General features: G+C 67.3%; 23 protein-coding genes and 1 pseudogene. 16 read left to right on the top strand and 8 right to left on the bottom strand.

Annotated features, from left to right (window positions below):
- The first annotated feature begins 99 nt into the window (after window positions 1-99).
- Genes ACVN90_RS12760 through ACVN90_RS12745 form a run of 4 tightly spaced genes read left to right on the top strand, consistent with a single transcriptional unit; the run spans window position 100 to window position 2,802 of the window.
- Complete coding sequence (locus tag ACVN90_RS12760; protein WP_475098612.1) at window positions 100-645, top strand: fumarylacetoacetate hydrolase family protein; 546 nt, start codon at window positions 100-102, stop codon at window positions 643-645.
- Window positions 642-1,382: a 3-oxoacid CoA-transferase subunit A gene (locus ACVN90_RS12755; RefSeq protein ID WP_475098611.1), complete on the top strand. Its 741-nt coding sequence runs from the start codon at window positions 642-644 to the stop codon at window positions 1,380-1,382. The genes ACVN90_RS12760 and ACVN90_RS12755 overlap by 4 nt, the downstream gene beginning before the upstream one ends.
- A complete protein-coding gene (locus ACVN90_RS12750; protein ID WP_475098610.1) occupies window positions 1,379-2,026 on the top strand; it encodes a 3-oxoacid CoA-transferase subunit B in 648 nt (215 codons plus the stop codon). The genes ACVN90_RS12755 and ACVN90_RS12750 overlap by 4 nt, the downstream gene beginning before the upstream one ends.
- Complete coding sequence (locus tag ACVN90_RS12745; protein ID WP_475098609.1) at window positions 2,023-2,802, top strand: enoyl-CoA hydratase-related protein; 780 nt, start codon at window positions 2,023-2,025, stop codon at window positions 2,800-2,802. Before ACVN90_RS12750 ends, ACVN90_RS12745 begins: the two co-directional genes overlap by 4 nt.
- A 114-nt stretch (window positions 2,803-2,916) precedes the next feature.
- Here ACVN90_RS12745 and ACVN90_RS12740 read toward each other — a convergent pair whose 3' ends face one another.
- Both ACVN90_RS12740 and ACVN90_RS12735 read right to left on the bottom strand, forming a co-directional pair.
- Window positions 2,917-3,702, bottom strand: a complete 786-nt coding sequence (locus tag ACVN90_RS12740) for an SDR family NAD(P)-dependent oxidoreductase (RefSeq protein ID WP_475098608.1) — start codon at window positions 3,700-3,702, stop codon at window positions 2,917-2,919.
- A 21-nt stretch (window positions 3,703-3,723) separates the two neighbouring features.
- The gene (locus ACVN90_RS12735; RefSeq protein WP_475098607.1) at window positions 3,724-4,707 is read right to left on the bottom strand and encodes an alpha/beta hydrolase; all 984 of its coding nucleotides are present in this window, start codon (window positions 4,705-4,707) and stop codon (window positions 3,724-3,726) included.
- Window positions 4,708-4,930: 223 nt separating this feature from the next.
- On the opposite strand from ACVN90_RS12735, the gene ACVN90_RS12730 reads away from it, so the two are divergent.
- Window positions 4,931-5,896 (top strand): hypothetical protein, encoded by a 966-nt coding sequence (locus tag ACVN90_RS12730; RefSeq protein ID WP_475098606.1) that lies wholly within the window; start codon window positions 4,931-4,933, stop codon window positions 5,894-5,896.
- Window positions 5,897-5,952: 56 nt separating this feature from the next.
- Here ACVN90_RS12730 and ACVN90_RS12725 read toward each other — a convergent pair whose 3' ends face one another.
- Complete coding sequence (locus ACVN90_RS12725; RefSeq protein ID WP_475098605.1) at window positions 5,953-6,777, bottom strand: SDR family oxidoreductase; 825 nt, start codon at window positions 6,775-6,777, stop codon at window positions 5,953-5,955.
- A 46-nt stretch (window positions 6,778-6,823) separates the two neighbouring features.
- Window positions 6,824-7,666 carry an SDR family NAD(P)-dependent oxidoreductase gene (locus ACVN90_RS12720; protein ID WP_475098604.1) on the bottom strand — a complete coding sequence of 281 codons (843 nt, stop codon included), beginning with the start codon at window positions 7,664-7,666 and terminating at the stop codon, window positions 6,824-6,826.
- 94 nt (window positions 7,667-7,760) lie between these two features.
- On the opposite strand from ACVN90_RS12720, the gene ACVN90_RS12715 reads away from it, so the two are divergent.
- The 8 genes from ACVN90_RS12715 (at window position 7,761) to ACVN90_RS12680 (ending at window position 16,795) form a co-directional block, all read left to right on the top strand.
- Window positions 7,761-8,327: a TetR/AcrR family transcriptional regulator gene (locus ACVN90_RS12715; RefSeq protein ID WP_475098603.1), complete on the top strand. Its 567-nt coding sequence runs from the start codon at window positions 7,761-7,763 to the stop codon at window positions 8,325-8,327.
- Window positions 8,328-8,648: 321 nt separating this feature from the next.
- Entirely contained in the window at window positions 8,649-12,134 is a 3,486-nt protein-coding gene (mobF, locus tag ACVN90_RS12710) for a MobF family relaxase (RefSeq protein ID WP_475102119.1), read from the top strand.
- Between the two features lie 82 nt (window positions 12,135-12,216).
- Entirely contained in the window at window positions 12,217-12,567 is a 351-nt protein-coding gene (locus tag ACVN90_RS12705) for a sulfate permease (protein ID WP_475098602.1), read from the top strand.
- A gap of 219 nt (window positions 12,568-12,786) precedes the next feature.
- Window positions 12,787-13,470: a VOC family protein gene (locus ACVN90_RS12700; RefSeq protein ID WP_475098601.1), complete on the top strand. Its 684-nt coding sequence runs from the start codon at window positions 12,787-12,789 to the stop codon at window positions 13,468-13,470.
- A gap of 163 nt (window positions 13,471-13,633) precedes the next feature.
- Window positions 13,634-14,302: a hypothetical protein gene (locus ACVN90_RS12695; protein WP_475098600.1), complete on the top strand. Its 669-nt coding sequence runs from the start codon at window positions 13,634-13,636 to the stop codon at window positions 14,300-14,302.
- 159 nt (window positions 14,303-14,461) lie between these two features.
- Window positions 14,462-15,040: a hypothetical protein gene (locus tag ACVN90_RS12690; RefSeq protein WP_475098599.1), complete on the top strand. Its 579-nt coding sequence runs from the start codon at window positions 14,462-14,464 to the stop codon at window positions 15,038-15,040.
- Window positions 14,947-15,285, top strand: coding sequence for a hypothetical protein (locus tag ACVN90_RS12685; protein WP_475102117.1), 339 nt, complete (start codon window positions 14,947-14,949; stop codon window positions 15,283-15,285). Before ACVN90_RS12690 ends, ACVN90_RS12685 begins: the two co-directional genes overlap by 94 nt.
- Before the next feature lie 133 nt (window positions 15,286-15,418).
- Window positions 15,419-16,795, top strand: a complete 1,377-nt coding sequence (locus tag ACVN90_RS12680) for a DUF1214 domain-containing protein (RefSeq protein ID WP_475098598.1) — start codon at window positions 15,419-15,421, stop codon at window positions 16,793-16,795.
- A 183-nt stretch (window positions 16,796-16,978) separates the two neighbouring features.
- Here the strand turns inward: ACVN90_RS12680 and ACVN90_RS12675 are convergent, their stop codons facing one another.
- Window positions 16,979-18,247, bottom strand: coding sequence for an IS256 family transposase (locus ACVN90_RS12675; protein ID WP_475098597.1), 1,269 nt, complete (start codon window positions 18,245-18,247; stop codon window positions 16,979-16,981).
- A 102-nt stretch (window positions 18,248-18,349) separates the two neighbouring features.
- Here ACVN90_RS12675 and ACVN90_RS12670 point away from each other — a divergent pair, with 102 nt between their 5' ends.
- Together ACVN90_RS12670 and ACVN90_RS12665 are read left to right on the top strand one after the other, a co-directional pair.
- Entirely contained in the window at window positions 18,350-18,748 is a 399-nt protein-coding gene (locus tag ACVN90_RS12670; RefSeq protein WP_475098596.1) for a hypothetical protein, read from the top strand.
- A gap of 131 nt (window positions 18,749-18,879) precedes the next feature.
- Complete coding sequence (locus ACVN90_RS12665) at window positions 18,880-19,251, top strand: hypothetical protein (protein WP_475098595.1); 372 nt, start codon at window positions 18,880-18,882, stop codon at window positions 19,249-19,251.
- 384 nt (window positions 19,252-19,635) lie between these two features.
- Here ACVN90_RS12665 and ACVN90_RS12660 read toward each other — a convergent pair.
- A pseudogene (locus ACVN90_RS12660) lies at window positions 19,636-19,938 on the bottom strand (DUF7882 family protein); the annotation flags it as partial.
- A gap of 175 nt (window positions 19,939-20,113) precedes the next feature.
- Here ACVN90_RS12660 and ACVN90_RS12655 point away from each other — a divergent pair.
- Window positions 20,114-20,293 carry a hypothetical protein gene (locus ACVN90_RS12655; protein ID WP_475098594.1) on the top strand — a complete coding sequence of 60 codons (180 nt, stop codon included), beginning with the start codon at window positions 20,114-20,116 and terminating at the stop codon, window positions 20,291-20,293.
- A gap of 51 nt (window positions 20,294-20,344) precedes the next feature.
- Here ACVN90_RS12655 and ACVN90_RS12650 read toward each other — a convergent pair whose 3' ends face one another.
- Both ACVN90_RS12650 and ACVN90_RS12645 read right to left on the bottom strand, forming a co-directional pair.
- Window positions 20,345-20,617, bottom strand: a complete 273-nt coding sequence (locus ACVN90_RS12650; protein WP_475098593.1) for a hypothetical protein — start codon at window positions 20,615-20,617, stop codon at window positions 20,345-20,347.
- Between the two features lie 298 nt (window positions 20,618-20,915).
- Entirely contained in the window at window positions 20,916-21,323 is a 408-nt protein-coding gene (locus ACVN90_RS12645; protein ID WP_475098592.1) for a hypothetical protein, read from the bottom strand.
- Between the last annotated feature and the right edge of the window lie 261 nt (window positions 21,324-21,584).

The following is a 21,584-nucleotide window of genomic DNA, read 5'->3' as shown; positions in this document are numbered from 1 at the left end:
TGACCTTCGCTAGGTCGCTCGCGGTCCGGGCGCGCGCCGGCTCACCTTGGGACGCTGTGGAACCCCAGCGGCGACCTGGACTTCGAGGGCGAGTTCGCGGTGATCCTCCGCGACACCCCCGCCGGCATCGACGCCGACACGGCGCTCGAGCACGTCGCCCTCGTCACGTTCGTCAACGACTGGTCGCAGCGCGCGATCGTGGTCGAGGAGATGGGACGCCGGTTCGGCTTCATCGAAGGGAAGCCGGCGACAGGCATGGCGCCCATCGCGGCCACACCCGCTGAGCTGGGCGACGCGTGGCAGGACGGCCGGATCACCGCGAGCCTGACCGTCGGACTGAACGACGAACGATTCGGCGCGGTCCCGGCCGGCGAGATGGACTACACCTTCGGCGAGCTGATCGCGTACGCCGCCCGCACGCGCAACCTGGCAGCGGGCACCGTGATCGGCAGCGGGACGGTGTCGAGCACGCGGTACGCCGAGACCGGTTCCGCGTGCATCGCCGAACGGCGTGGCATCGAGATCATCGAGGAAGGCGCTGCGTCGACGCCGTACCTCCGTGAGGGCGATCGCGTGACCATGCAGGTCGACCTCGACGGAGACGTCGTGTTCGGCCGGCTCGATCAGACCGTGGTGCGTCGATGATCGACAAGACGGTTCCGGATGCCGCAGCCGCCGTCGCCGGCATCCCGAACGGAGCCACCATCATGATCGGCGGCTTCGGCCGCGCGGGAGAGCCCGTCGAACTCATCGACGCGCTCATCGCGCACGGTGCCCAGGACCTGACGATCGTGAACAACAACGCGGGTAGCGGCGACTCTGGCCTGGCGGCGCTGCTGTCGCACGGTCGCGTGCGCAAGGTGATCTGCTCGTTTCCGCGGCAGCACGACTCCTGGGTCTTCGACAGCTTGTATCGCGCCGGCGAGATCGAGCTCGAGCTGGTGCCGCAGGGCAACCTCGCCGAGCGGATCCGTGCGGCCGGCGCGGGAATCGGCGCCTTCTTCACGCCCACCGGGGTGGGCACGCAACTCGCCGAGGGCAAGGAACAGCGAACCATCGATGGACGCCCTTACGTGCTCGAGTACCCGATCCGAGCCGACTTCGCGCTGGTGAACGGATGGCGCGCCGACCGCTGGGGCAATGTCGTCTACCGCAAGACCGCGCGCAACTTCGGACCTGTCATGGCGACAGCGGCAACGACCACCATCGTGCAGGTCGATGAGATCCTGTTGGTGGGCGGCTTGGATCCCGAGACGGTGGTGACGCCCGGCATCTTCGTCGACCGCGTCGTGGCCGTGGGGGAGCGCCCCTGGCTGCGCGACGTGGTATTCGCCGGCGGTGTGGACGTCGAGGGTCGGCCCAGCATCGAGGTGGCCCCGTGAGCGCCCGCATCTCGCGCGAGCAACTCGCGGCGCGCATCGCGCAGGACATCCCCGAGGGCTCCTACGTGAACCTCGGCATCGGGGCGCCCACGCTCGTGGCGAACTTCCTGCCCGACGACCTCGAGATCATCCTGCACACCGAGAACGGGCTGCTGGGAATGGGGCCCGCGCCCGAGGCGGAGCGGATCGACCCCGACCTCATCGACGCGGGCAAGCAGCCGGTCACTGCCCTTCCGGGTGCGGCGTACTTCCACCACGCCGACTCGTTCGGCATGATGCGCGGCGGACATCTCGACGTGTGCGTGCTCGGCGCGTTCCAGGTGTCGGAACGCGGCGACCTCGCCAACTGGTCGACCGGAGCGCCCGGTGCCATCCCCGCCGTCGGGGGTGCCATGGACCTCGCCATCGGCGCGAGGAACGTGTATGTGATGACCGACCTGCTCACCAAGACCGGCGAATCGAAGCTCGTCGAGGCGTGCACGTACCCACTCACCGGCGTCGGGTGCGTCACGCGCGTGTACACCGACCACGCCGTGTTCGACGTCTCGCCCGACGGGTTCGCGGTGCGCGAGGCGTTCGGCGACAACACTCTCCAGCTGCTCGCCGAGCTCACCGGACTGAAGCTGACGGAGAGCAGGCTGTGACGCGGCAGTACGGCACGATCCTCGTCGAGACGCGTGACCGGGTCGGCTGGATCACGCTCGATCGGCCGGCGGCACTCAACGCACTCAACTCCGAGGTCATGCGTGATGTCGTGGCCGCGGCGTCCGTCTTCGATGCCGACCCCGCCATCGGCGCCATCGTCGTGACCGGATCCGAGCGTGCGTTCGCCGCCGGAGCGGACATCAAGGAGATGGAGCACGCGTCGGGTGTCGACATGGTGCTGCAGGAGCCGTTCGCCGGCTGGACGCGGTTCGCAGCGGTCCGCACCCCGGTGATCGCCGCTGTCGCGGGCTACGCCCTCGGCGGCGGATGCGAACTGGCCATGATGTGCGACATCGTGCTCGCAGACCCTGCCGCGAAGTTCGGCCAGCCCGAGATCACCCTCGCGGTGATCCCGGGGATGGGCGGCACGCAGAGACTCGCGCGTGCCGTCGGCTATTACAAGGCCGCCGAACTCGTGCTCTCCGGCCGGATCATCGATGCGCAGGAGGCCGAGCGCATCGGCCTGGTATCAAGGGTCGTCGCACCCGGGGACCTGCTGGCCGACGCGGAGCGGACCGCGAACGCGGTGGCTTCGAAGTCCCTGCCCGCGCTCTACGCCGCCAAGGCCGCCTTGGATGCCGCGCTGGAGTCCTCCCTCGCGGAGGGGCTGCGTTTCGAGTCGCGGGTGTTCGGCTCGCTCTTCGATACGGTCGACCAGAAGGAGGGGATGGCCGCCTTCCGCGAGAAGCGGCCACCGGCTTTCCGGCACTGCTGAGCGTGCCGACGAAGGATTGAAAGCCTTGGCTCCCGGCACGGCCTGCTGTGGCGCGCCGAGACGAGACGATGCCCGCACCGTGATCGGTGCGGGCATCGCGCGGTCGACGAATGGTCAGGGCCTCATCGTCAGTCCGCCGTCGACCGAGATCGACTGTCCCTGGATCCATGCACCGTCGTCTGACAGCAGGTGAACAGCCATGGCCGCGATGTCGTCCGGCTTGCCCAGTCGCGTGTTCGGGATGGCCGCGAGCGAGGCATCCCGCTGCTCTTGGGGGATGTTCGCCATCATCGCGTCGGTGAGCACTCCGCCCGGCGCGAGCGAGTTGACCCGGATGCCCTCGCTTCCCCAGCGGTTGGCGATGTGACGGGTCAAAGCGGTGATCCCCGCCTTCGTCACCGCATACGCCAGGCGCACGGGCTCCCCGATGTAGACCGCACCGGAGATGATGTTGACGATAGCTCCGCCCCCCGTCTTGAGCATGTGAGGGATCGCGGCGCGAGTGGTCAACAGATAGCCAGTGAGGTTGACGTCGAGGGTGTGCTGCCACACCTCCAGCGAAATCTCGACCGCGTCCGTGTCGCGACCCAGGTTCTCCGGGCTGATGTCGGCTGCGATGTTGAGCAGGCCGTCGATGCGCCCGAACTCCGACATCGCGTGAGCGACGAGGGCATTCACGGATGCTTCGTCCGAGATGTCGAGTTGCACCGCGCGCGCCTCTCCGCCCTGCGAGCGCGCTGCCTCTGCGGCAGACTCCGCCGCGGCGAGGTGGAGATCGCCGATGACGAGCTTCGCCCCGCCGGCGCCGAGCCGGGCGGCGGTGGCGGTCGCGAGACCGCCGGCACCCGCCAGGATGATGACGCGGTCGCGGACGTCGTGCTCATGAACGAGATGGGACATTGCGTGTGATCCTTCGGTGGGTCAGGCGGATTCGGACTGCTGCACGAAGCGGCGGACGGCGGCGAGGCGGGCGTCCTGCGTTCCGACGGAGATCGAGGCGGTGGCCGCGAACGCGTCGTAACCGTGGAAGCCGCCCGGCCACACGTGGAGCTCGGTCTGCACGCCGCTGGTGAGCAGGCGGCTCGCATAGGCGATGGCTTCGTCGCGGAACACCTCGACGGTGCCGACGTCGATGAAGGCAGCCGGGAGGCCGGCGAGGTCTTCCTCGCGTGCCGGGGAAGCGGCGCCCGGGACGTCGTCGCCGTCAAGGTCGCCGAGAAGTGCGACCCAGCCGCGACCGTTCATCACCTGGTCCCAGATGCCGATGTCGGTGATCTCAGCGCTCGACGGGGTGTCGTTGCGGTGATCCAGCATCGGGCAGAACAGCATCTGCAGGCCGATCGCGGGACCCTTCCGATCGCGTGCCATGATCGCGAGCGCCGCCGCCAATCCGCCTCCGGCGCTCGCGCCGCCGATGATCAATCGCGCCGGGTCGATTCCGAGCTCGTCAGCGTGGTCGATGACCCAGACCAGTCCCGTGTAGTTGTCCTCCTGCGGGGTCGGATACGGGTGCTCGGGGGCAAGGCGGTAATCGACCGCCACTGCGACGCATCCGGTGTCCAGGACGTATCGGGCGAGATTCTCGTCGTCGTCGGCGGCGCTGCCGATGACCATGCCGCCGCCGTGCACCCAATAGATGACGGCCCGGCCGGTCTCTCCGCTACTGCCCGCGCGCTGATGAATGCGCAGGTCGATCGCCGCGCCGTCCGCGGTGGGAATGGATGCGACGCGCGTCTCCACGCCTGGGTCAGGCTCGCGGGGCACGGCGGCTTCCAGCATCTGCGCCAGTCGCTGCCGGGTCGCCGGCATGTCGTCGAAATCGAACAGCGCGCGCGGCCGGAACTGGTCGGGCATCCGGTCGAGAGCGACCTGGACTTCGGGGTCGAGGGGAAGGTGGGTGCTCATCGTCGAGAACTCCTTTGTTGTCGGTGCAGGTTCACGTTAGGTCGGCGCAGTTCGTCTGACGAGCGCCAGATGTACGCTTCTTCGCGAGACGGCTGTCCAAATGGCTATCGGTCGACAACCGTACGGACGAGGAGACGTCATGCGCGAACTTCGAGGCATCGCAGAGACGCTTGATCCGCACATCGCGGAGTCTCTGCGGATCGTCGAGCACTTCGACGCCCTGATGGCGCGCCGCGTCGGCCTGACGACGCTGGTCCGTGCTGCGACGATGCTGACTGGAGCCGCTGCGGGGATCAGCGACCCGGATCGTCAGATCACGATACGTGTGGACGCGGCGGCGCTGCGTGATGAGAACGCAGAACCACCCGCGCTCATTCCTGGCCGCTGGCAGTCTGTGCCGCTCGGCCCGTCGAGCAATGGCCGGGCGTGGCTCGAACGCGAGGCGGGTCAGCATGTGAACGACCAGATGGTTCTGGAGCGCCTTGCTCAGGCCGTGCAAGTCACCATCGATCGCACCCTCGGCTGGGGAGATGAATACGACGAGGCGGTCTCGCTCCTGCTCAGCGCGGACACCGTCGGACTGACGCGGGCACGGCTGGCCGGCAGGCTCGGTCTGAGTCCGCACGAGCCGCTCCGCATCATCGCCACGCCGTCGGTCCCCGGCTCTCGTTCCCCCGGCTCACCGCAACTGAGCGCTACCGTTGACGACGTCACTTTCGAGATCACCCGCGGCTCGCACCCTCACGATGCGGAGCGCACGGTCCGCATCGGGACCAGCGCGGCGCATCCGATCGATGCGCTTCCGCGCGCCGCCGATGAGGCGCTCATCGCGTTGCGGTTCGCGCGACCCGGCGAGCGGATCGAATTCACCGAACTCGGGCCCCTTGCCGACGCCGTCGCCTTGACCGGAGCGCTTCGCGACGATGGTGCCGTTCGTCGCATTGACCAGCTCGTGGAGACCCTGAACTGCACGGTCGAGCGACTCGAAGCCCTGGACGTACGCGCATCGGCGCGCGAGATCGCGTCGAGCCTGGGCATCCACCACTCGACAGTCAGCAAGCTCCGCGAGCGAGCGAACTCCCAGCTGGGATACGACACATCGTCGCCGTTCGGAGCTGTTCGGTTCGCGCTCGACCTGCGATTGCATCGCTATGCGACGTCGCAGCGGCAGCCTTTTCGCCTCGTGTGAGTCACGCAGACGATCGCAGGGCGGATGACGGTCCGCCCTGCGATCGGGGTCGTGGGTCAGTGTCCTTCGGCCTGAATGGACAGCTGCTCCCATTCCTTCCACGTGTCGAGACGCTGCTGGTAGACGTAGGGGACGACTTGGGTGGGTGTGATGCCGAAGAAGACACGCAGCGGCGGCTCCGCGGCATCCGCCACCTGAAGAATCGCAGGTCCTGCGGCGGCGGGATCGCCGACGGTCGCGCCGATCTGCGCGAGCTGGACGGCGAGGCTCTCCCGAAGTGCGTCATACTGCGGCTGGGGATCGCCGTGCACAGCGCTGCTGCCGCCCCAGTCGGTGGCGAATCCGCCCGGTTCGACCAGTGTGACCTTGATGCCGAAGCCGGCGACTTCCTGCGCGAGTGCGTCACTGAGACCCTCCAGCGCCCACTTGGAGGCGTGGTAGCCGCCGAGGTTCGGGAAGGCGGCGACCCCGCCGACCGTGGAGATCTGGATGATGTGTCCGCTGCCCTGCTCGCGCAGGATCGGCAGGACGGCCTGCGTGACGTGGAAGACGCCGAAGAGGTTGACCTCGAACTGGTCGCGCAGTTGCTGCTCGGTGATTTCCTCCACCGTTCCGAACAGTCCGTATCCGGCGTTGTTCACGACCACGTCGAGGCGTCCGAGCTGCTCGTGCGCGGTGGCGACGGCGGCGAACACGGCGTCGCGGTCGGTGACATCCAGCTGCAGGGGCAGCACGGCATTGCCGTACGCCTCGACGAGGTCATCGAGAGCCGCGGTGTTCCGTGCGGTGGCGGCCACCTTGTCGCCGCGGCCGAGGGCGGCCTTGGCGAATTCCTTGCCGAAGCCGCGTCCGGCGCCGGTGATGAACCAGGTCTTGCTCATGTTCTTCTCCTGTCGAAGGTGTTGGGTTCTCGGGTCTTCTCGCGGCTCAGCTCTTGACCGCGAGTCCGACGCGGCGAGCGCTCTCCTCCCACAGAGCGTCCGTCAGCGCGCGGTCGTTCTGCTGCGGGTTGGGTCGCTTGGGCAGCTTGCGCTTGTCGTCGTAGTACTCACCGGACTGCCAGGTCACACCTGGGGTGCCGTCGGCGGCCCAGACGAGGTTCGCGGCGCCGTCCTCGGGGGAGCTGAGGAGGCGGGCCAGCGGGCTCTTGTAGATGAGCTTCATCATCCCGTTACCGGTCTCCTTGCCGAAGTTCGACGCGATGTTGCCCGGGTGGAGTGCGACCGCGCTCAGTCCCTGGGCGTGGTAGCGGGCGTGGAGACCCTTGGCGAAGAGGATGTTCGCGAGCTTTGAGTCGCCGTAGGCCTTCATCGTCTTGTACTTGTGGGTGTAGTCGAGGTCGGCCATGTCGATCTTGCCGAAGGCGTGTGCGCCGACGCTCGAGGTGTTCACGACGGTCGCATTGCTCTGCGTCAGGACGTCGATGAGCAGGTTGGTGAGAAGGAGCCCGGCGTAGTGATTGACCTGCATGGTCCGCTCGTTGCCGTCGACCGTCACGACGCGCTCCGCGAAAACGCCTCCGGCGTTGTTGGCGAGCACGTCGATGCGATCCGTGCGGTCACGCACCCACGCGGCCAGCGCGCGGACATCGTCGAGCTTCTCGAAGTCGGCGACGAATGACTCGGCGCCGAGCGGCTCGGCGACGGACTTCAGCTTCTCGGGGGAGCGACCGACGAGCAGAAGGCGGTCCCCGCCCTGCGCGAGCTTGCGTGCGGCGGCTGCGCCGATGCCGTCGGAGGCGCCGGTGATGACGATGGTTCGCTGATTCAAGGTTGCTCCTAAGCGAAAGACTCGTAAAGTGAACTGGCGTTCATAATTATTGTGAACTATAGTTCATTTTATTGCAAATGCAGGGAGTGTGACCATGCAGGCGAGCCCACGTCCGATGCGCGCGGATGCCGTGCGCAACCGCGTGAAGATCATCGACGCGGCGCGTGAGCAGATCGGCGCTCACGGCGTCGATGTCGGCATGGACGAGATCGCCCGAGCCGCGGGTGTCGCCGTCGGCACGCTGTACCGGCACTTCCCCACGAAGATCGACCTCGTCGCGGCCGTCGTGGCGCACTACGTGGATGCCGCGGCCGACGACGCCGAAGCTTCCGCGGCGCGCGCGCAGCGCGGCGAGACCCGGCCGGTCGATGAAGTGGTCGGTTACATGCGGCGTGTCGGGAATTCGTCGGCCGAGCACGTCGCAGTGAAGGCGACCGCGCGGAGCCTGGGTGTCGACACGCACGGCGACACCTCGGCAGCGGTGCGCGTCGGCGCCGCGCTCGGTGAGCTGATCGCCCTGGGGCAGGCCGCGGGGGAGATCCGCCCCGGCGTGACCGTGGACGACCTGTTCCTGCTGATGACGACCGCTCCGATCGATCAGAGCGCCGCGGTGCGTGAGCGCTGGATCGAGCTCGTCCTCCCCGGCATCATCAACCGCTGAGCCTCCGAGTCAGCCCTGCGGCCGGGACCGTCGGTGTCGCCGTCGTTACCGCCGCGCTCGTTGCCGCGACCGCTCCCGCGGCCGCGCAAGCCACCAAGACTGCGCAGACCGTTGCGGCCCAGCCCGCGGCGGAACAGTGCGTGCAATCTGAGCATGTATCCAACGGTTCACAGGATTCTCCGTTCGGTGCGGGGATCGTCCGCGAGTTCCGGACGATGTGCCGGGCCCACACGTCTTGCAGATCCAGGGCGGGGCCCGCCGAGCGGGCCCCGCTCGACCACCTCTCTGACAGCGGAGAGGCGGTGCCGGGTGTCGGTGTCGATGCGGGTGATGAGCGCGGGGGAGGGGTACAAGTACCTCATCCGTACCGTAGCCGCGGCCGACGGCGAGCGGCCGCTCTCCACCCCGCTGACCCGCTACTACGCGGAGGCTGGCACGCCGCCGGGTCGCTGGCTTGGGAGCGGTCTGCCAGCGCTGGCCGACGGCCGAATCGACGCGGGATCGCGAGTGTCCGAGGCCCAGCTCGAGTTACTGCTTGGGATGGGTTGCGACCCCGGGACGGGCACAGCGCTCGGTCGGGCTTACCCCGTGTACGCGGCATCCGATGCGAGTCCTGATCTCCCGAGGCCAGGCACCACAGCGCCGACCCACCGCCGTGCGGTCGCCGGCTACGACTTCACGTTCTCGCTGCCGAAGTCGGGGTCGGTTCTCTGGGCGGTGGCGGACGCCGACACCCAGGCGACGATCGCTGCCGCGCATCACGAGGCGATCGATGACGTTCTGGGCTTCATGGAGCGCGAACTCGCCGCGACACGAGCCGGCGAAGCGGGCAGTGATGGCGCAGTCGCGCAGGTCGAGGTAACCGGACTCATCGCCGCGGCATTCGACCACTTCGATTCCCGGGCGGGCGATCCGCAGCTGCACACGCACGTCGTGGTGAGTAACAAGGTCCGCACCCTGTTCGACGGCAAGTGGCGCTCGCTCGACGGACGTCCGTTGCACGCGGCGACCGTTGCGCTGTCCGAACTGCACACCGCGGTGTTCGCCGACCACCTGTCGCGTGCACTCGGCGTCCAATGGGAGCGACGCGAACGCGACGCCGATCGCAATCCCGTCTGGGCGATCACCACCGTTCCCGAGCAGCTGGTCACCGAGTTCTCGTCCCGGTCGCGTCACATCGACATCGAGAAGGACCGGCTCATCGACGAGTACGTCGCCACCCACGGCCGCGCACCGTCGAAGGTGACGATCATCCGTCTACGTCAGCAGGCGACGCTTGCGACGCGTCCAGAGAAGCGTCTCCGCTCGCTCGCCGATCTCACGCACGAGTGGCGTACCCGCGCCAGTCGACTGCTCGGCGCCGACGCGACCGCCTGGTCGCGCATAGCGGTGAACCACCAGGACGACCCGCAGCCGCTCCGTGCCGAAGACGTCCAGCGCGACATCCTGAACCAACTCGCGAATCGCGTCGTCGAGGCGACCGGCGAGCGCCGCTCGACATGGACCCGTTGGAACCTCTACGCCGAAGCCGCGCGACAGGCGATGGAGTGGCGCTTCGCCGCGACCGAGGAGCGCGAGGCGATCGTGGGCATGATCACGGATGCTGCGGAACAGCGCTCCATGCGCCTCACGCCACCTGAGCTCGGGTTCTCGCCGGTCGAGTTCCGACGCGCCGATGAGACGAGCGTCTTCCGCCCGCGCAACTCCGCTCGCTACTCATCGATTGCTCTGTTGGATGCGGAGGAGCGACTGCTCTCCGCGTCGCACGCGACCAATGCGCCGGTGGTCAGTGCCGCAACCCTCGAGGGCGCCGAGCGGGCGCGCCGCAATCACGGGATCGTGCTCGGGGAGGATCAGCGTGCGGCGCTCCACTCGATCGCAACCTCCGCGCGCTCGCTCGACGTGCTGATCGGACCGGCGGGTGCGGGCAAGACCACCGCGATGCACGCGTTGCGCCTTGCGTGGGAGCACGGGCACGGCCGCGGCTCCGTCATCGGGCTCGCACCGTCGGCGGCGGCCGCGCGCGAACTCGCCGATGACCTCGGCATCGCGACCGAGAACACCGCCAAGTGGTTGCACGAGCATGGCCATGGTCGCGCAACGGTCCGCGCGGGTCAGCTCGTCATCATCGATGAGGCATCCCTCGCCGGCACCCTCACACTCGATCGCATTAGCACGCTGGCGACGCAAGCAGGCGCGAAGGTGCTGCTGGTGGGGGACTGGGCGCAGTTGCAGTCGGTCGACGCCGGCGGCGCATTCCGAATGCTCGTCGAAGCACGCACCGATGCTCCTGAACTCGCCGACGTGCGCCGCTTCCGCAACGCGTGGGAGAAGGAGGCATCCCTCGACCTCCGCAACGGGCGGCTGCAAGCCCTCGATACGTACGGCGCCCACGACCGGATCGTCGGTGGCGACGCCGACGCGATGGCGGATGCCGCGTACAGCGCCTGGCTCCGAGACATCGCCTCGGGCATGTCGTCGGTGCTCGTCGCCGAGACCGGCGAGGCGGTCGCCACGCTGAACCGGCGGGCGCGCGCCGAGCTGATCCTGTCTGGCGTTGTGGATGCCTCGGCCGAAGAATCCCTGCGCGATGAGTCCGCAGCATCCATCGGTGACGTGATCATCACCCGCAAGAATGACCGCCGCCTGCGCTCGGGACGCGACTGGGTGCGGAACGGCGCGCGATGGAAGGTCGTCGCCGTTCGCCGCGACGGCTCGCTGCGCGTGCAGAACACCGACCGCGCCGGCGCTCGACCGATCACCCTGCCGGCCGATTACGTTACTGAGAACGTCGACCTCGGCTACGCGGTGACCGCCTACCGCGCGCAGGGGATCACGACCGACACCGCGCATGCCGTCGTCGAGCCCGGAACGACGCGCGAGAACCTGTACGTCGCGATGACGCGGGGGAGAGCCTCGAACACCGCGTATGTGGTCGTGTCGCGCCCCGACGACAATCACTCCGCTCGGCATCCGGGTGAGCGTCCGGATGCCACGGCCCGCGACATACTCGCAGGCGTACTCGGTCACGTCGGCGCCGAGCTGTCGGCACACGAGACGATCGCCGCGGAGCAGGAGGTGTGGGGATCGATCGCGCAGCTTGCCGCCGAGTACGACACGATCGCGGCATCCGCACAACGACCGCGTTGGGCGAACCTCATTCACGCGTGCGGGCTGCCGCCCGAACTGGCCGAATCGACGATCGCATCGGACGCCTTCGGCGCTCTGACGGCTGGTTTTCGACGCGCCGAATCGTTCGGTCACAACGTTGAGAAGCTTCTGCCGCGGATCGTCGCCGCGCGGGGATTCGAAGATGCTCAGGATGCCGCCGCCGTCCTCCACGAGAGGCTTGAGCGCTTCCTCGCTCAAGCCTCGAGTGGCAGCTCGCGGGGGAGTGGCCGTGGCCTGATCGCCGGTCTCATCCCGTCGGCGATAGGGGAGATGGATGCCGAGATGCGGCGTTCCCTCGACGAACGGGCGCACCTCATCGAGGAGCGCGCCTCGGCTCTCGTCGATTCGGCGGTGGCATCGGGGGAGAGGTGGATCACTTCCCTCGGACCCATCCCCGTCGATACGGCGCGAGTTGGCGCCTGGCGGCACCAGGCGCGCATCGTTGCCGCATACCGTGACCGGTACGGCGTTTTCGAGGATGACGCGCCTGGCGCTCCCGCGACGTCGCCAAACCAGCGAATGGATGCCGCGGCCGCAGCCGTAGCGCGGGATCGCGCGATCTGGCTCTCGCGGGCAGATGCTCCTGCACAGCCGCACCGGGCGCCATCGCGCACGCGCGCTGTCCACAGCCTGTAGTGGGTGGTCCAATCAACGTCGGAAGGGCGGGCGTAGCCTGTGCGCAACCGCAGGATCCACGCCTGAAGGAGAGGCCTGGCCCATGTTCCAACTGCTCATCGCCTTCGTCAGTCGCATCTACACGTTCTTCCAGCGGACCATGCCGACGAACATGATCATCCGCGCCACGCACACTCGCCGCGGCCTGAAGTGGGGCGTGCCGGCGATGCTTGTCGCTGTCGTTTACGTCGTGATCGGGGCCGCGCTCGCACAGTGGGTTGCCGGCGGAGCGCCCGGTTGGATCAATCTGCTCGTACTGGTGTGCCTGTGGAACGCGCTCAAGTTCGTGGTGAACGGGCCCGTCACGCTCGTGCGACTGGTGCGCGTCCGGGCGATCGAGCGGCGCTACCGCGACGCGGGTGTGGCGTCAAACGAATCGATGTCGGTGGGCTGAGACCCGAACCCCCACGCGACGGCTTCAGCGGGCAGTGCAGCTTCGTTAGCCGTCCGCTCAGCGTTCATCAGACTGCACCGGTCATACGTGCGCAGATCGCGCGCTCATGACTCGAAGCGCTAGAAGCGTCGCCTTCGCACGCACGAGGACCGCTGAATGGTTGATCTCTAAGCCGGCGCACCTACGCAGCGAGCGGGTGGTGTGCGTAGGGTGATCGCCATGAGCGAAGACGGGTGGCGCGCTTTCCTATCGGGCGATGGTGTCGACGACTGGGTGGTTCTGCACGGCGGTCCGACCGCGGTGTTCAAAGTGGCATCGCTCGGGGACGCTGCGCGTTTGGCGGCAGCGGTGTCGGAGGTGCCCGGGCTCGGGCCGCGAACGCTGCTCACCGCGACGTCGGATCGGCTCACTGTGAAGCTGACTCGCGAGATGTGGGGTACCGAGCGCGACCACCTCGAAGTGGCCCGGGCGATCTCCGCAGTTGCGCGCGAGCAGGGCGCCGTCGCCGACCGCCACGCGGTGCAGGAGGTTCAGGTCGCGATCGCCGCGAAGCCGGCAGCGATCGACCTGCCGTTCTGGCGGGCCGTGCTCGGCTACGCGCCGTTACATGAGGACAACTGCATTGATCCGCTCGGTCAAGGTTCGACGGTGTGGATGCAGGATCTGGACCCGTCTAAGTCGCTGGGTCACGCCATGCACATCGATGTCTCGCTCGGACGGGACCAGATCGATACACGTCTGGCGCAGGCGGTCGCGGCGGGGGGACGCATCGTCGACGACTCGGAGGCACCGAGCGCGTGGATCCTGGCGGATCAGTCTGGCAACAAAGTGTGCCTGGCCGCGTGGCCAGATGGCGCGCGTCCCGCGGCGGCAGCCAACGCCGCCGCCGGGAGTCAGATCTGACGGGTGGCCGCAGCCCCAGACCTCCGCTGCGCTCGGCCACAGACCGGCATGCGGGCGTTCGCAGACCGAGCACTGAAACGTGCGAGTCCGTCGGCGCCGGCACTTTGCGCGATGTGTCCCAGCCTCTGCGAGAGTGGGCGTCACAGACATTCCGGAGGTTCTTATGAGCACTCTCGTTAGCCGTAGTGGCAAGCAACTCCCGCGTGGACTCGACATCGATGTGTTTGCCGAACGAGTCGTAGAACTGCTTGATAGCACCGCGCGGGACCAAGGCCGCGTTCGGGTCGGCGTTTCCCGGGCCCAAGGCACGGCACCCGACCCAGACAGGCGTGGTCGGCGCCGTCCCGTCTCCGTCACCGCAAGTAATGCCGAAGCGTTGCGCCAGATTGTTGAAGCGGACCAGATCAAGGTGGACCTCTACCTAACTGAGCGCAGCTATGCGACACCCCGGGATCAGGTCCGCTATGTCACGGACGACTACGGATACTTGCAGGTTGCCATCCGAGCTCCTCGCAGCAGGTTTCACAGAGGGTCGATCGCAGTCGAGATCCGCACCGAACATCCCGAGTTCATCAACGATGTTGCGATCGCGATCGGCGCCCGGCCCCGCGTTGCGGAAAACTCGCACCGTGGTGCCGCACATCAGCCGGCCACCCCGACTTCAATACCTTCACCTGTCACCAGCGCGCCGATCAACGTCTCGGTGCCGTCGCGCCGCGCACCCCGGCAGTCCGCCCCGATCGACTGGAAGGACAAGGCCGCGGACGGACTGGTAAACGTCGCAGCATCGCTACTCGCAACCCTCATCGCTGGCGCCATCGTCGGGGGATAAGCGACAACGCCCGCTGACGGGCGACCGGGTCACAGTCGGGGGCCTAGGGGCGCGGTGACCGACCGATGTCCGCGCGGATCCTTCCGGTGCTGGCTCCGTGTGCCACGCTGAGATCAGAGAGATGAGGACGCGGCCGGTTCTGGCTGTAGGAGGAGCTGGATGAAGCCGCCGACCGGCCGGGAGACCCCCACCCGTGATCGGGTTCCCCGCGTCCTGTGGGTGGGGCTGGTCGCCGCCATCGCGTACGTGCTGATCGCCGCCGGCGGTGGGTTGCTCGTTGACGCGGTACTCGGCGCCGACCCAGATCCGGTGATAGAACTCGCAGCGAGCCACCTGATCCCCCTGCCGATTGCGATCGGTGCAGGGCTCCTGTTCGCGTGGCGGTCGGGGTGGTGGCATGACATCTGGACCGACCCGCCGATCCACCGCACCAAAACGCGGCGATGGTGGATGCTGCTGGTCCCGCTGGCGATCGCCGCACAGATTGTGGTCCTCCTTATCGCCACGCCGTGGGCCCAGCTGTCAGCGGCCTACATTTTCGTCGGCTTGTTGTGTTACCTGCTCGTCGGACTGGGCGAGGAACTGTTCTTCCGCGGCATCCTGCTTGAGTCCGTCCGCGCCCACCACGGCGAAACCTCACCCTCCTGGTCACCGCGATCGCCTTCGGCGTCGCGCACGCCTTCGGAAGTTCACTGGCAGGTGTCCCGGTCGGCGCCATCGCGTTCCAGGTCGGCGTGACCGCGATGGAGGGTGTGCTGTTCTACGCGGCGCTACGAGCGGCGGGGACACTCTGGGTCCCGATCGTGCTGCACGGGCTCGGCGACTGGGGACGCTGGCTCACCGCCGGAAACGACGACAGCACCGCCACCCCGGCAGGCGTCACCCAGATCATCATGACCGTCCTCTCGGTCGCCGTACTCATCAGCGTGATCTTCGAAGACCGCCGCGCACGAAAAGCACGCGGAGCTATCCACCCCGCCTGAACGCTCAAGGATCTAGTGCAGGCGTTGCACCCGGCGATCGTTGAACTGTTCGGTTCCCGATGGGAGTGGCTGCTGGCGGCGGAGCGACCGGTGTGGAAGTCTCCGAGGGGAACTTCGGGTGAGGAGCGCGGCGGTGGAATATCGGTTCGAGGGTGGTTTTCCGACGGCGGCGACCGTGCAGGCGGCGTACGACGCGGCCGATCATGCCCGAGCGGTTGTCTGCTACAAGCACTTCTTTCCTGCGGTGTCCGGCATGGCGATCTGGGCGGGGACCCAGGCGGCAGGCGTGGTTCCCAACCGAGTCTTCGGGACGATGGACACCCGGCCGGGCCAGGTCGGCTTCACGCTGAACTCCGACACCCCGTACGGCCCGGTCCTGCTGGATCTCGCGGTAGGTCCGCTCGTGGTCACGGTGCCGGCGGGACCGATCATCGGTGCGGCGCTGAACATGGACCAGAGCTGGATCTCCGACATCGGCATCCCCGGTCCGGACCAGGGCCACGGCGGCCGTCACATCTTCCTCCCGCCGGGATGGGCTGGCGACGAACCCTCGGACGGGTTCGTGCACCGGCCGGTCGGCGATCGCGTCGTGGTCGGGCTGCGCGCCATCCCACAGCACGGCGACGTGGACGGGGCGATCACGCTGCTTCGGTCGGTGCAGGTCGCGCCCCTGGATGAGAGCGCCGAATGGGCGGAGCCTTCGTGGACGGACCTGACGGGTGTGCCGCAGGACACCACGCCCCTCGCGGTGCAGGGCACGCTGGGTTACTGGGAGCTCCTCCAGCAGTACATCGACACCGAACCCGCCCACCCTGGTGATGTTGCCTACCTCGGTGAGCTCGCCGCTGTCGGCATCCGGGCCGGCGAACCGTTCGCGCCCGACGACCGAATGCGCGGCATCCTCGCTCAGGCGGCCGCGGACGCCGACGCCCAGCTGCGCGTGCAGTCCCTCGCGGACCGGCGGCGCGACCGGGTGGTGTGGCCGGATCGGCAGTGGGAGTGGGTGACGCTGCGTCCCGAGAACGCGGATTTCGAGATCGGCAAGCGCACCGACGTTGATGCGCGCGAGACCTGGTTCTACCAAGCGATCGCGACGTCGCCGGTGATGTTTCGACGCCAGGCCGGATCAGGGTCGTTGTACTGGTTCATCGCGCGCGACGGCGACGGCGCATACCTAGAGGGCGGAACGTCCTACCGCGTGCGCGTGCCGCTTCCGGTTCCCGCCGGACTGTTCTGGTCGTTCACCGTCTACGACGCCGAGACCCGGAGCCAGATCGACACGCCGCAGGGCAACGCGGCACTGCGGTCGCTGTTCGAACTCGATGGGAAGCTCGGGGGCGACCACGTCGACCTCCACTTCGGGTCCGACGCCCCGGCTGACGCGGCGCCGTGGGTGCAGACCCTTCCCGGGCGGGGCTGGTTCGCGTACTTCCGGATATACGGGCCGAGCGAGGCCGCGTTCGACGGCACCTGGAAACCCGGCGACGCAACCGCCGAACCCGCACGCTGAGCGACCCCTCGCGCGCCATCGGCCGTTCGCTCGGCATGCATAATCGGCCTTGTGGTCACGTACGAACAGGCGCACGAGCGAATCCGGCGCATGCGCGGTGCGACTTCGTCCCACGAATGCCTGAACTGCGGTCAAGTCCCGTGGCGTGGTGTCACTTCTGTTGTTGCCGATGGTGGGTGATGGTCAGGCGGTGAGGTACAGCTCGGTGCGGGCGGGCTCGGTGTGTTCGTGCAGGGAGTGGATGAGCTTGCGCATTGAGATGTCGGAGAAGTAGCGGCGTTCGCCGTATTGCCACTCCTCGTGCTGCTCCTGCAGAACAGCGCCGATGAGGCGGGTCACGGAGTCGCGGTCGGGGAAGATCTGGACGACGTCGGCGCGGCGTTTGATCTCGCGGTTGAGCCGTTCGATCGGATTGTTGGACCAGACCTTCTGCCAGTGCTCTCGAGGGGTCGAGGCGAAACCGGTGAGGTCTGGCTCGGCGGTTTCGAGCATGGCGGCGATCTCGGGGAACGACCCGCGGAGGCTGTCGGTGACGGCCTGGTACTGGGCGAGCACGGCCTCCGGCGTGGTCTGCGCGAAGATCGTGGTGATCAGCGCGTTGACCGGCTTGGAGCGCGCGGATCCGATCTTCTGGGTGACGTTGCGGGCGAAATGGACTCGGCATCTCTGCCAGCCAGCTCCGGGCAGGATCGCCTTCACCGCTGCTTTCAGGCCGGCGTGCGCGTCGCTGGTGACCAGGGCGACCCCGAGCGGGTCGGCGTCGGTGGCGACCTTCAGTCCCCGGTCGCGGAGGCTGCGGAGGAACTCGGTCCAGAAGTCGGTGGTCTCCGCGTCTCCCAGCGCCATCCCGAGGATCTCCCGGCGGCCCTCGCCGCTGACGCCGGTGGCGACGACGAGGGCTTGGGAGACGACCCGGCCGCGGTGGCGGACGTCGAGGTAGGTGGCGTCCAGGAAGAGGTAGGGGAACCACGTGTGGTCGATCCGGCGGTGCAGGAACTCCTGCACGGCCTCGTCGATCTCACTGCAGATCCGCGACACCGTCGACCGGCTGATACCGGTGTCGTTGCCCAGCGCCCGGATCAGCTGGTCGACCTTGCGAGTGCTCACCCCGTCGATCCAGGCCTGGCAGATCACGGCGTAGAGCGCCTTGTCGACCCGGCGGCGCGGGTGCAGCAACGACGGGAAGAACGATCCCTCCCGCAGCTTCGGGATCGCCAAGTCCACCTCCCCGGCCGGGGTCGCGAGCGTCTTGGGGCGGGTGCCGTTCCGCCGAGTGGTGCGCTCCGGGGTGCGTTCGTGCGGCGCCGCGCCGATCTTCACCGTCGCTTCCGCGTCGATCAGGTCCTGCAAGCCGGCCTGCAGCATCCGGCGGAACACGTCCGAATGAGCGAGCTCCGGCTCGGCGAGGACTTCGGCAATCAGGGTCGTCAAGGCAGACTGGTTCTGGGTCATCGTGGGATCACTTCTTTGCTTCTTGGCGGAAACAACTGGTCTCCCACGATGGCCCTCCTACGTCAACGACGACGAGGACCCCGTGGGAAGTGACACCACGCTATGAGACGCACCCTGAACTGCGGTGACCCCGCCGCGCACTGGTCGTACCGGAATGCTTCTGCCGCCGAACTCGAAGGCAGACTTCGGGGCCGATCGGGAACGCTCCGCTACTCGGCAGACCCAGGCGACTACGACGCGCTATGCATCCTCTGCCACCGCATTCGAGATCGACAGATCGCTGCCGATGTTTGGGACTGGCGCGGCTACTCCGAAGCCGAGGCCCAGACGACTCTGCTAGAGGAGTTTCGCGTCGAGCTCGAGGATCTTCCAGACATCTGCGCTGAAGAGGATCTCGACTACGACGAGGAAGTCGAGCAGCTCACCCAGGACTACATAGCGAAGGCCAAGCAAGCAATCGCGTTCGTTCGCCGCTACCGCCTGATGTTCGGTGACACCTGACTTGCGCCCCCACCGCGCAGAATGCTCTAGCCTCCGATGAGCCACCCCGCCGCGGGCAGGCTAAGCCGGCCAACGATAACGATCTGGCGACCGTCGCCTGCTTTGGGCCGAGTCGGTTCTAGCCTGAGGCGATGTCTGGGACGACCAGGGTCGGCGCCGCGCGGCACCAACGCTCGCAGGTGCTGGTGGGGCAGTTCGTGATCGCGACCGTGCTCGCGGCTGCCACCCTCGCCGTGGTCTGGTTCATCGCTGTCCCAATGGGACCTTTAGTGTGCCCCGCGATCATGCCGCCGCCGACCAACTGCATGTCGTCCTATCGCGAGGGCACTGCTGTCGTCATCTCCGCCGTGACCCTGGTGGTCTATACCGCGACCGCGCTGCTCGCCTTCACGGTCGGTCGCCGCCGTCCCACCACCGTGACGATCGGCATCGTCGTCCTTGCCCTCATTCTCTTGACGGCCTGGCCGCTGATCGGTCTACTCGCGGGCTTTCCCGTCACCTGATCGGGTACATCCGCGCTCTCAGACTTCGAGTCGCCCGCTCACCGACCGGCTATCGGGCGTCGATCGAAGGGTCGGCCGGTTCGCTCGGCGCCGCGTAACCATCTCAGCGCGACCGTTGCCTCATCGAACGGGTCGCCGGCCAGAAGGATCTGAGCGTTCAGCTGCGAGGTCAGCAACGGGTATTCGTCTCAATGCACGGCGCGTGCCCGCTCGTCGGTCGCTGTTGCCTCGGCGCGAACCGCAGCTGTTCTAGCTCACTGCGCTGGCTAGGTCGCCGGCCAGGTCCGTTCCGGCGATGGTCGCGCGATCGACGTTGAGATGTTCCACTGCCACGTTGCCGAGTGACACATCCGTCCCCTCGCCACCGACACTCTGAACCGGTTCGCTCTCGATCTGCTCAGCTACGAGCATGATTCCCCCGGTGGAGCTGGCCGAGTTCGCGAGCTCCTGGATCCAGGCAGGGTTCAAGGCGGCGGGCTCGGGGTCGTCGAACACGAACCGCAGCGGGATCGACGGATTCAGCCAGATCGTGCTGCGACCGCGCGGCTGGTCGTCGGGGTGGCGCCACGACAGCGTGAAGCTCTCGCGGCGTCGGAGCTTGGTCGAGATGACGACTTTGAGATGGGCCAGCGCGCGGTCCTCGATATGGATCTGCGTCTCTGATCCGCCATAGAAGATGGTTCCCATGTCACCCTCCGCCTAGCCGGCCATGCACCCCGGATTCGGCGTACCCCTCGTAACCAGAATACTTTCCTCGGTGTGTCGCGACATGTCGACGCCAGTCGAGCCGACCGGGTAGACGATCATCTCGCCGAACGCAACCGCCTCGCAGGGGCACGCGAGCGGTGCCTATCGTTGAGACATGGTGTTCCGACTGCGAGACGGACCACGCGACGGGCAACTGGTCGACGAGCTTCCGCGGGACTACCGCGCTCTGAACTTCCCCAACGAACCTCCCCTTGAGCCGGTGTTCGACGACGTCGTGCCCACCATCGCCGACTGGGCCCCGGATGCCGCCTCCGACCGTCCGCCGCACCCGTGAACCCGACCCTCTTGGACCGCTGCAGGTTCTTGAAGCGCGGACAGCTCCGTCTCAGGCGGGGATCCGCTCCTGAATGGGCGGGACATGAGGGATGGGGACCGGACGCTGCGCGGCTGACCGTGGCGGATTGCTCACCTTGTCGATGATCGCCCTCAGCGCCTCAGACGGTGCCATGAAATGCTCTGCAAGCCCCAGGTCGCGAAGCCAGACGACGTCGTACTCGAGATCGTCGACCTCGTAGACGTGCGCCACGACGCGCTCAGGGTGAGTTTTCGTCAGGGAGAGGTCCTCGATCAACCACTTGATAGAGGTGACCCTGCGCATCCGGAATCGAGTGTTCGGGTCGGTTGACATTGTTCGCCTCCGTTTCTGAATCAACCAGCGGAAAGCGCCACTCGCCATATCGGCCGCGCACGTCACCGTGCAACTGCCCCGCAGAAGGGATTCTTGGAGGTCCCCGACGTACGGCCACGAGCACTCCCGCCGGAATGTCGTCCTTCAAGGATATGAAGCTCCGCTGGCACTCTCAAGAGGTGAGTGCCAGATTGACGCGCGAAGACCCAGTGAACGCTACGCGTCCCTGATCGCGCCATCGCCCGCACGAGGATGGTCGGTACTCGTATCAATCCCCGCTCGTCCTTTGCCTGTGCTCGCCGGACATGTTGAGTTCACGCAGGATCCACCGATTGGAACTGTTCGGCCGAGGCGTCACGTTGCGCCCGACGTACTGCAGCGCAAGGTTGATGGCTAGCGCAAAGAGGGGAAGCAGAAGTCGGACTGCAATCCAGCCTTCAAGCCCGAGACGACCGAAAGCACGATCCGGGTACCTAGGGCTCGCGAGTGCAATGGTATGCACGAGGTCGCCGCCAATGACCACGACGCCAGCAACGACGCTTACGCCGACGAGAACCTTCAACTCAAAGTACTGCTGAACTCGAAATGCTGTGAGCGCTGCAATCCCAGCGGGGATCGTCAACAAAACCATGATCGGCGCAAGTGTTGAGGCGACCTCAGCAGGAATCTCCGTCACTCATCGAATCTACGGCGCAACCAACAGGCAACCCTCCGCAACGCGGTAACTCGGCAACTCGGCAACTCGGCAACTCGGCAACTCGGCAACTCGGCAACTCGGAACCTTACTCGCCCGCCCACAGCGGTCTGCCTGAAGTGCGGCGCACGTTTGACGATCGGCTTACGGACGTCGGCGATCGTGGGCGAGGGCATCGACTAGGGTCAGGCCATGCCGTCCGTCGTTGACAGTGTCGATGAGATCAGGAGCGCCATCGTGCAG

Source organism: Microbacterium sp. F01 (assembly GCF_056156365.1).
Note: the sequence above shows the minus strand (reverse complement) of the source record. Positions and strands in the feature narration are given on the sequence as shown.